Genomic DNA, 1,342 nt, shown 5'->3' with positions numbered 1-1,342 from the left:
ATTAGAGCAAAATTAGACTTGAGAAATGAGAAGATAGGCTTTAAATCCGCGAACATACTTTGAAACGTGTGCCGTATCTTTTGGTTATCGGCGATAAAGAAGTCGAGTCAGGAGAAATAGCAGTACGTACTCGTAAGGGTGTTGACTTAGGTACTATGAAGTTAGATGACTTCATTAGTAAATTACAAATAGAAGTCAACAGTCGCGGTAAAATAACTTTGGAGGATTCGTTATAAAAGGCGGAAAAAAAGGTCAACAACAAACGGCCAGACAACATCGTATCAACGAAGAAATTCGTATACCTGAATGTCGCTTAAACGGTGCTGATGGTGAAGTGATTGGAATCGTATCTATAAGAGAAGCTCTTGCTATAGCAGAAGAAGCAAATTTAGATCTTGTAGAAATTAGCCCGAATGCCGAGCCTCCTGTTTGCCGTGTCATGGATTACGGTAAATTTATATACGAAAAAAGTAAATCTGTTAAAGAGCAGAAGAAAAAGCAAGTTCGGGTTCAGGTTAAGGAAATAAAATTCCGTCCTGGAACTGACATTGGCGATTATCAGGTAAAACTACGCAACCTGACTCGCTTCCTCGAAGAAGGTAACAAAGCAAAAATTACGCTGCGTTTCCGAGGTCGAGAAATGGCGCACCAGAGCCTAGGCTTTGATCTTTTAAATCGTATTAAAGAAGATTTAAAAGAAATTGCAGTCGTGGAAGCTTTCCCGAAAATGGAAGGTCGCCAAGCTGTAATGGTGTTAGCCCCTAAAAAGAAATAGTAGGTGCTTCCAAGTAATATGAGTACGTAAGTATTCATATTCGCCTTACTATTATTCATTAATATTCAACAATGCGGAGTTATAATGCCTAAGTTGAAATCGAATAAAGGCGCTGCAAAGCGCTTTAAGAAAACCGCTAATGGTTTTAAACGCAAACAGTCTCACCTACGTCATATTTTGACCAAGAAGAGCACTAAACGTAAACGTCACCTTCGTGGTACGGAAATGGTTGCAAAGTGCGATGTTGCATCCGTTAAACGTATGCTTCCATACGCTTAATTTTAGATATAAAAGAGGAAAATAGTTATGCCTAGAGTTAAACGCGGTGTTGTTGCACGTGCTCGTCATAAGAAAGTTTTAAAACAAGCTAAAGGTTATTACGGAGCTCGTTCACGAGTTTACCGTGTTGCTTTCCAAGCAGTTACAAAAGCTGGTCAATATGCTTACCGTGACCGTCGTCAACGTAAACGTCAATTCCGTCAATTATGGATCACACGTATTAACGCTGCTGCACGTCAAAATGGTATGTCTTACAGCCGTTTCATTATGGCCTTAAACACGCCTCTA

At 39.8% G+C, this 1,342-nt stretch carries 3 protein-coding genes and 1 pseudogene; all 4 read left to right on the top strand.

Annotation, left to right across the window (positions count from 1 at the left end):
- Positions 1-236, top strand: a pseudogene (locus tag PE36_RS24265) (His/Gly/Thr/Pro-type tRNA ligase C-terminal domain-containing protein); the annotation flags it as partial.
- Positions 233-775 (top strand): translation initiation factor IF-3, encoded by a 543-nt coding sequence (gene infC / locus PE36_RS23555; RefSeq protein WP_083798045.1) that lies wholly within the window; start codon positions 233-235, stop codon positions 773-775. The pseudogene PE36_RS24265 and the gene infC, both read left to right, overlap by 4 nt.
- An 84-nt stretch (positions 776-859) precedes the next feature.
- A complete protein-coding gene (gene rpmI / locus PE36_RS23550; protein ID WP_006034631.1) occupies positions 860-1,054 on the top strand; it encodes a 50S ribosomal protein L35 in 195 nt (64 codons plus the stop codon).
- 27 nt (positions 1,055-1,081) lie between these two features.
- Positions 1,082-1,342 (top strand): 50S ribosomal protein L20 (gene rplT / locus PE36_RS23545; RefSeq protein WP_006034630.1); only part of this gene is annotated, 261 nt, incomplete at its 3' end.

This window comes from Moritella sp. PE36, assembly GCF_000170855.1.
Taxonomy (GTDB): Bacteria; Pseudomonadota; Gammaproteobacteria; order Enterobacterales; family Moritellaceae; genus Moritella.
The sequence above is the reverse complement of the archived record's forward strand: the minus strand, read 5'-3'. Positions and strand labels throughout refer to the sequence as shown.

What these genes read in the sequence shown, in the direction of transcription:
- rpmI (WP_006034631.1), top strand. Translation starts at nt 860, where the DNA reads ATGCCTAAGTTGAAATCGAATAAAGGCGCTGCAAAGCGCTTTAAGAAA.